Source organism: Pelatocladus sp. BLCC-F211 (assembly GCF_041928655.1).
Classification (GTDB): Bacteria; Cyanobacteriota; Cyanobacteriia; order Cyanobacteriales; family Nostocaceae; genus Pelatocladus.
In genome coordinates this window covers 1-7,560 of sequence record NZ_JBHFLM010000120.1, presented here as the reverse complement: position 1 = coordinate 7,560, position 7,560 = coordinate 1, and the positions used below count along the sequence as shown (strand labels likewise).

7 protein-coding genes and 1 pseudogene are annotated in these 7,560 nt (G+C 38.8%); 1 reads left to right on the top strand and 7 read right to left on the bottom strand.

Annotated features, from left to right (window positions below; all coding sequences use genetic code 11):
* Nucleotides 1-109: 109 nt before the first annotated feature.
* The 5 genes from ACE1AT_RS14640 to ACE1AT_RS14620 all read right to left on the bottom strand — a co-directional run bounded on the left by ACE1AT_RS14640 (nucleotide 110) and on the right by ACE1AT_RS14620 (nucleotide 5,388).
* Nucleotides 110-619 (bottom strand): hypothetical protein, encoded by a 510-nt coding sequence (locus tag ACE1AT_RS14640; RefSeq protein WP_374869496.1) that lies wholly within the window; start codon nucleotides 617-619, stop codon nucleotides 110-112.
* On the bottom strand, nucleotides 591-1,529 hold the full coding sequence (locus tag ACE1AT_RS14635; protein WP_374869494.1) for a DNA adenine methylase: 939 nt from the start codon (nucleotides 1,527-1,529) through the stop codon (nucleotides 591-593). Before ACE1AT_RS14635 ends, ACE1AT_RS14640 begins: the two co-directional genes overlap by 29 nt.
* A gap of 329 nt (nucleotides 1,530-1,858) precedes the next feature.
* Nucleotides 1,859-2,146, bottom strand: coding sequence for a hypothetical protein (locus tag ACE1AT_RS14630; RefSeq protein WP_374869492.1), 288 nt, complete (start codon nucleotides 2,144-2,146; stop codon nucleotides 1,859-1,861).
* Nucleotides 2,147-2,223: 77 nt separating this feature from the next.
* Entirely contained in the window at nucleotides 2,224-4,026 is a 1,803-nt protein-coding gene (locus tag ACE1AT_RS14625; protein ID WP_374869490.1) for a S8 family peptidase, read from the bottom strand.
* Nucleotides 4,027-4,467: 441 nt separating this feature from the next.
* Entirely contained in the window at nucleotides 4,468-5,388 is a 921-nt protein-coding gene (locus ACE1AT_RS14620) for an alpha/beta fold hydrolase (protein WP_374869488.1), read from the bottom strand.
* A gap of 548 nt (nucleotides 5,389-5,936) precedes the next feature.
* Between ACE1AT_RS14620 and ACE1AT_RS14615 the strand changes: the two genes are divergently transcribed.
* Entirely contained in the window at nucleotides 5,937-6,509 is a 573-nt protein-coding gene (locus tag ACE1AT_RS14615; RefSeq protein WP_374869486.1) for a hypothetical protein, read from the top strand.
* A 137-nt stretch (nucleotides 6,510-6,646) separates the two neighbouring features.
* Here ACE1AT_RS14615 and ACE1AT_RS14610 read toward each other — a convergent pair whose 3' ends face one another.
* Both ACE1AT_RS14610 and ACE1AT_RS14605 read right to left on the bottom strand, forming a co-directional pair.
* Entirely contained in the window at nucleotides 6,647-7,093 is a 447-nt protein-coding gene (locus tag ACE1AT_RS14610; RefSeq protein WP_374869484.1) for a molybdopterin-binding protein, read from the bottom strand.
* Between the two features lie 341 nt (nucleotides 7,094-7,434).
* Nucleotides 7,435-7,560: pseudogene (locus ACE1AT_RS14605) on the bottom strand (IS630 family transposase); the annotation flags it as partial.

Below are 7,560 nucleotides of genomic sequence, written 5' to 3'. Positions count from 1 at the left end.
TCATTGGCCTTGATCTTGGGATTGAACACAAATAATTCTCTCGAATTCTTGTGTTGATGTACAGCCCCCCATTTATTCGCGAGAGATAATCGCGAATAAATTGGTCTTTTCACTCTCTTTTTGCAAAATTGGGATGCTCCCATTTTGCACGATTAGCAGAGCCACAAAGTAGCATGAAGTTTTCAGACTCTAGCTCTGGCTCTCCATCAACTTCAAAGGGAACGCGGTGATCAATCTGCAATTCTCGTTCATCAACTTCTTCCAAATAGATGAAACACTTACACCCGGATTTATTAATCAACTTGTCTTTTATCTGCTTCGATAAACCTGTTCTACCGGATAATCTGGAAAATCTCGCTTTAGTAAGATTTCCAAACCTGTAAGCAGCTATTCTCCTCCCATCACTTCCAGTTACACGAAAGGTTTCTAGAGGGATTCCGTGTTCTCTGACATCTCTTGCTGCTCTAGGAGGATGATTATATCCGTATCTTTCCTTCAATTCTTCTGTTGTTATAAAACCATATTGCAAAATATGGTCAATGACAGCTTTTGGTCTTTTGGCAGTCACTGATCGACAAAGCTGTATGAAATCATCGGGTAGCTGTTGAAAATTGTCCATATGGTTCCGGAAGAGTTGGCTGTTTAGGCGCTCTGCTAATATAGCCCTCCATAGTCAAAATAGGTTCTTTGAGCAAATTTGATGATAAGTACAAAGACTCTACAGTTACTTCTTCTCTCCCCAATAATGTTGCTTGGGATGATCGCCCTACTTCTATTTCGATCTTCTTTAAGCCTAATTCTTTAGGTAATTCATTGCCAAATATTTTATTACCTCGTTTGCCATCGTAACTGATTACGAACGCTATCTTTTTTCTATTCAATTGTTCAAGAGCTAGAACAAAATCATCAAAGTCGATCCCAGAAAAATATCTTGAATCTTTATCTCCACAGACACCTTGATAGGGGGGGTCCATATAGACAAAATCATTAGCTTGAACTTCAGCTAAAACATCTTTGTAATCCAGATGTGTAAATTTACATTTACCTTGCAAAAGTCTGGAAACTCCTTCTATATTCTTTCTCATCTTTTCAGGTTGTGTTCCCTTTCGTCTTTTATCTGGGCTTTGATTGAAGAGTCCATTAGAGTTATAACGAACGGCTCCTTTTACACATCGAGCTAGCAAATACAAAAATAGTCTTGGATCATTGTTTCTGTTAAACTCTTCTCTCACCCGAAAATAGTGACCTATAGAATTACTATGCTGGTCATTCCATATATCAGTATATGCATCGGCTATTTCATTTGGCTTCTCTACAATCAACTCCAGCAGTTCAATCAGGGGTTTATTTAAGTCATTGATCCAAAATTCTTGAGAAATACATTTAGAAGAAGCTGCAATACTAATTGCTGCGGTTCCGGAAAATGGTTCTACCAATCGCCCTATTTTGCTCGGTATAAACCTAAGAATGCTTGAAGCAAGATTCCTTTTACTACCCTGATACTGAATTGGATGCGGAATACTAGTCATCTTAGAGATTTCCAAATAAAAAAATAAAATATTCCATTGCAGGGGACAGGGAGAGCTATCTAGTAATTATTACCCTTATTTTGTGTATGAGACCTGAAATTCTGGATTTTTTACGCCAAATTTTGCCCTTAACAAATGAGCGATCGCACCAAAGCACCAAAACCCCAAAGCCCTAAAATTAAAAGGATGAGCTTATAGCCCACCCTTTTGTAAAGAATTGTAAATATTGATGCTAAAACAGACAAGGAACCACGATTTAATAATAGACGTCATAACGACAGGTGCCTTTAGTTTTGATGCTCTTCTACACAAAACTAGCCGAACTGAAACTAAATTGTTGCATGTAAACGTCTGGGTGTACCTAAAGATATAACCCGTGGGTCTGCTTCTAATCTATATAAATCCGTTTCTGTGACTGTTGCCGTAAATAGTTTCGGCGATATTTGGGCGCGGAGGTTAACAAAATTTGGTACATAACCATCTTCATTAACTTTCACCGTAATTGCAATTGGATCTTGAGGACTCTCACTTTGTCGAGTCCAATCTCCCGTGTTCGGCTCTATTTTTTTGAGTTTATCGCCTGAACATTTAATCAAGCGTAAGTGTTTTTTCATCATTTGTTTAAAACCAAATCATCCATTATAACACTACAGGAAAATTTAGTTAAATTATGCCTGAAATCATAATACCATAGCTAACTGGCGTTGTCTCGCACAGTTAACAATGCTCTATTTATGTCGATCGCTCCATAACCGTAGCGTTTTGGCTGGTCGATTGTAGGAAAATTCTTTCGAGTACTAGCAGCTAGAATATCACGAATTTCATCAATGGTGAGTGATTTGTTGTAGGAAAGCGCTTCAGCCAACATTAAAGCGATCGCACCAGTGACAACAGGAGCAGCCATACTAGTACCAGACATACGAATAACTTGAGTCGCTGTCCGGGAAGCAGCGCCCCAAATGTGATGACCAGGAGCAATCAAATCTGGTTTTTGTCGTCCATCACGAGTGGGACCGGAACTAGAAAAAAATGACAAAGGCTTATTGATTTTACTATCGTCGTAGGAACCAACCACAATGCTTTTATATCCGCAAGCAATTGTGTTGAGGGTATGGCTATTATCGTGGGGAGGAAGAAAACGAGTTTGGCTGTTATCTTCACGCTCTATCCAAGCGTGAAATTTGCCATTGGTGACTTGAACACCGTGGAGACGTAGTGTCCAAATTCCTCCCGGTAAATCAGGTTCCATAAATACGCAAATGACATTATCGCCGTTGTTCGGGTCGGACTGGCGGTTAGTAAAGAAGATGATTGTGTTGTCTTCAATGTCCACCACTTCTCCGTTTTCTCCCAAATCCACCCGACCCAGACTAGTAGCATCGGGAGCAATAATTTCTAATTGGAAGCGATCGCCTCCCTCATACCATATTTCTATTTCTTTCTGTTTGGGATTTCGGTGCGGAATTTGCCATTGGAGATCAAAGTGATGATTCTGCAAGACAATTCCCGATGCATGAATGCCTGTATCATAGCTGTTTCCAGCAGCAATTACTATCGCTCGGTTTGGCTTTTCGGAAACTAAAGCATCAATACCTTGTTCAACTAAAGTTGTACCGTCATGAGGGCCGCCGAACAATCCCAGACTAATATTAATCACACAAGGGCGATCGCCAGCAATATCACAGATATATTTTATTGCTTCTAGCAGCGCCACTGTATCGCCAAAACAACTTTCTACGGCTTTTTCACCATTTTCAATCAAGGGAGTAAATTCATTTTGAGAAAGTTGGACAAACACGATATCCGCGCCGGGAGCTACACCCGAAAAACCACTTCCTTGTCCGTTACCCACAGCAATATCCATAACGTGGGTTCCGTGCGCCCTATCTTCTAATTTATATCCCAAGGTAGCATAAGGATCACTTGCTTCAAGAGCTTGATTTATTTCATCCTGTTTATATTCTTGACCATAACCATAGGGACTTTTACGACTAGAATGACCATCTTGGTTCCAAAAAGCTAGCAATCTTGTAGAACCATCAGCATGGCGAAAATTTTTGTGGACAAAGTCACAACCAACATCAATAATACCAACTACAACTCCTCTTCCCTGTTTTCCTAAAGAATTTTGCGGCGAGAGGTCTTGTTTAGTAGCAGTTTCTTTAATATTAATATCTAGAGTTGGCTTGAGTGCTTGTGCTGGTTTCAAGCTGACAACACAACTGGATTTTTTTATATGTTTAATTCTGGAAACTGGAATTCTACCTGTGACAATTCGCTCACCATTAGGTGTACTACCCAAGTCAGCACCCGGATAGACTTCATTCATAGATAGCCATTCTTTGAGATTATTTACTTTAGCAATCACTGCAACTTCTTCTTTTTCGGTTGATGTTGTAGCAGCTATAGTTATTCCTCGGCTTTTGCGTTCGAGAAGTCTTTGTAGTCGAGGGTCGATGTCAGCAAATATATCTGTTGATTCAAATTGCAATTCCATGGAAGAATATTATGACCTGAAAAGAATATTTTTAGTCTGTAAATATAATTACAGTCTCTTTCTAATGTATTTCAGGAAATAATCAAATTAAATTAGAGCAGGAAATAGTAACTAAAAATTTGTGCTAGTAGAAAAATAAACCACGTCTACTTTGAGAACTGTAGTTTTGTAGGTTGGGTGGAACGGAGTGTAACCCAACCTACATAATGTCCTTTTTGAAAAACTCCTCTTTTCAAGATGGACGAGGTTTATTTTTGCTGAGAGAATTTTTTGTTGCTCTTGAGACAGACAGATCCCCGACAACTTACAGTACGGTTCGGATCAGACAAACCGATCTACATTAAACCCTGTAGAGACGTTGCACTGCAACGTCTCTACATACCCAAAATTATGAAGAAAAATTCTTCACCGAACCGTATTGTGACTACTAGTATATTTCTCTTAATAAGTTACGGGTGTTGGTAATTCAGTCAACAGAGGTAAGAATTTTCTAATTAAACCAATTGTAACTGCTGGCAGTTCTAATTGTGGTGTCAACCCCACCTCTTCTAACTCTTGGAAAAATTTAATTGCTTGCGGATTCATTTGAGCCAGACGACGTCCAATTTCTGGACTAGTAAATTGTGATTTTTGACCCCAAATAATCGCGGTAGGAATAGTTAGTTGTTGAATGTAGAGTGAGAGATCAAAACTCAAATCACCGCGTACGAAAGATAAAGCGGCGTATTCAGCATTTGGTTGCTTGGCTGATTCTAAATAAGCTTGGACAATTTCCTCATATATTCGGTTAGGACGAGCAAATTGTCGTTGTTCGAGAAAGCTACGAATACCATTTTCTGTTGCTACTCCAGTTGCGTAAATGATTCTGTCAATCACAGGAACACTGACGAGTTGAGCAAAGAAAGTGCGGGAGTAATCTTGTCCAAAGTCAGAAATTCCAGAAGGTACAGTCACAATTAAAGACTTAAATAATTCTGGGTGAGCGATCGCAACTCTAATAGTAAACGCTGCTGTCAAAGATGAAGCAATCACTCTGACTGGGCCAGTACAAGTTTGTTGCAAAAACTCCCGAATCGTGAGCAAGTAGTCTTCTATTGTGTAATTTCGTGCGGGATGCTCAGAGCGACCCCAACCGATTAAGTCTGGTGCTAAAATGCGATACTCACTAGCAAATGCTGGATAAACTTTTGACCACTCATATGCAGAAGAACCTCCACCAAATCCGTGCAAGAATACCAGAGTCTCTAATTCTTCGGTAGCAACTTTGGTCTCTTGCCAAGGTAGACCAGCAGCAGTATAGTAAACCATCCTGCCTAATGAAGTAGTCACAGAACGTTGTTCAAATCCTAATGGTATAAACATAGTTTTTGGTCATTTGTCATTTGTCATTTGTCATTTGTCATTGGGGATTGGGAAGAGACTTGTTAAATAATTCTCCCTTGTCTCCCTTGTCCCCCTTGTCCCCCTTGTCCCCCTTGTCCCCGCATCCCCGCGTCCCCACAATCCCACTCTCACACTCTCGCACTCTCCCTACATACCTCCAAAGACAGATTAAATTCTGGTTTTCCTGAGCGATGCTTCTGGTGAAGTAGATGTAAAAATACTGACTATGTTGTGAAGATTCAGTAATTTTTTTTTCTAGGTTTTAAGTTTTTTGGCTTGTAAATCCCATAAATCCAATATTTGTACTAGTAACAGCGATCACTGACGAAGAAAACTCTCAGCTTTTGTTTATGGTAATCTATTCAGAAACAATACTGATGATTTTTAGCGTCAGTAATACTTGTAGGCAAAATCACCAATAACTAATAGTTCTCAAAACAAAATTTTGTGCATTCTGAGAATATATTTTTTCGTGCCTGATAGTTAGTAATCTGATGATTTTATAGAAAATACTGAGGTGGGGTGTCATGTTAAAGCAAGCTTGTCTTCAATCTGATCAACAGCCAAAGTTTGAAGACCAAAAATTAATGCTTGATAACTTTGATATCCAAGATATTCATAGTCCAATGCATAGAGCAGTTGACACTGAAAAGGTGTCTAAACCTAAGTCTATTGATTTAAATATAGAAGACTTAAAATGCTTTGAAGTAGTAAAGCATCAGTATCAAAAATTGGGTGTAGTTTTTGATAATTGTATCGCCATACAGCCTTCAAACCCTGCATTTCCGACTAACTCTGGTTCGATGGTACTGATGGGAGCGCCGAAAGGTGGATATTTAGAAGCTACTTTTTTGCAACCAGTCCAATTGGTTAGTGCTTTGGTCACAAGTTCACAACGTTTAGTGCTTTCTGCATATCATCGCGATCGCCAACTTTTAACTCAAACAGTATTACCAGGAGCTAATCTCGCTAATTCTGATTCTGTGCTTCCTCCCAATACCCGCCTATCTCTGAAGGCTCATGAAATTTACAGTATCACTTTCTGTGCTTTTGATGGCCAATTTACCATTGATGGCTTCAGTTTCTGTATTTCAGGCTAAGATACACAAGAATTATTACTTGGATATAGATAAGCGATCGCCAAATAAATCTTACCCTAATTCATCGGTAATAATACTTAATTAGTTGAACCAAGATTAAGAATTAAAACAAGAGTGCCTAATTATACTTCTAGCCTTTATTCTTTGGCAATGACTATGTCTGTAGATTTAATTACAGCATAGGCTTCTTCTCCCACCATCAGTTCTAATTCTTCGCTGGAAACTTTGGTAATAACGGAAGTTAGCTGGACTTTATGAACAATCTCTAGTGTGACTTCACTATTGACAGGCCCGTTCACGATTTTTGTCACAACCCCTTTGAGAACATTGCGGGAACTAACTTTTAATGGTTTCTTTTGGGTAGCAACTTCTGTTGGTTCAGTGCTAGTATCTTCTGCTTTAGAAATGGTTGGTAATGAGACTAGGGAAACTGAAGATACTGAAGACTCCTTGTTGAGACTACGTACAAATTCCCGCAAAACCTCTGTCTTTGTGCGCTGAGATTGCTGACAAAACTCCTCCAGCATTTTTCGCTCTTCTTCAGAGGTTTGAAATGTAATCCATCCTTGTTCTTTTCTCGGCATAGTTTTACCAAATCAGTTGGTATTTTGTTGACAATTTTGGTAGTATCCTACCAACCGTCGATTTTATAAAAAAATCTCTTGGTTGTTCTCCTAATGAAAGGAAAACATTTTTTAATTTTAATTTTCCCACCATTTACTAATTTCCTACAGGCAATTTGCTTGCCACGATTAACTCCCTTTACATTAGTAGCACAATAAAACACCAACTTATACCATTTCACGTTAATAGCGATACATATGAATCTTGTAGAGACGTAGCATTGCTACGTCTCTACACACCTGTATTTGTATCAAGATTTTTGTGAAATGGTATTACTTGTGTGTACTAAGCTGTTCCACATTTAGTTTGCAATAGCAGCATTTCCTTTATTTTTTACTTTTCGTCCCCATTGAATTATTAGTTCTCCCTGATTTAACAATCTATCCAGTAAATTCTTTAACTCATCTACTGATTTAAATAACCGATG

Bases quoted from the DNA above. Each gene is read 5' to 3' on its own strand.
- ACE1AT_RS14610 (WP_374869484.1), bottom strand. From the start codon at position 7,093: ATGCCGAGAAAAGAACAAGGATGGATTACATTTCAAACCTCTGAAGAA.
- ACE1AT_RS14640 (WP_374869496.1), bottom strand. From the start codon at position 619: ATGGACAATTTTCAACAGCTACCCGATGATTTCATACAGCTTTGTCGA.
- ACE1AT_RS14625 (WP_374869490.1), bottom strand. From the start codon at position 4,026: ATGGAATTGCAATTTGAATCAACAGATATATTTGCTGACATCGACCCT.
- ACE1AT_RS14630 (WP_374869492.1), bottom strand. From the start codon at position 2,146: ATGATGAAAAAACACTTACGCTTGATTAAATGTTCAGGCGATAAACTC.
- ACE1AT_RS14615 (WP_374869486.1), top strand. From the start codon at position 5,937: ATGTTAAAGCAAGCTTGTCTTCAATCTGATCAACAGCCAAAGTTTGAA.
- ACE1AT_RS14635 (WP_374869494.1), bottom strand. From the start codon at position 1,529: ATGACTAGTATTCCGCATCCAATTCAGTATCAGGGTAGTAAAAGGAAT.
- ACE1AT_RS14620 (WP_374869488.1), bottom strand. From the start codon at position 5,388: ATGTTTATACCATTAGGATTTGAACAACGTTCTGTGACTACTTCATTA.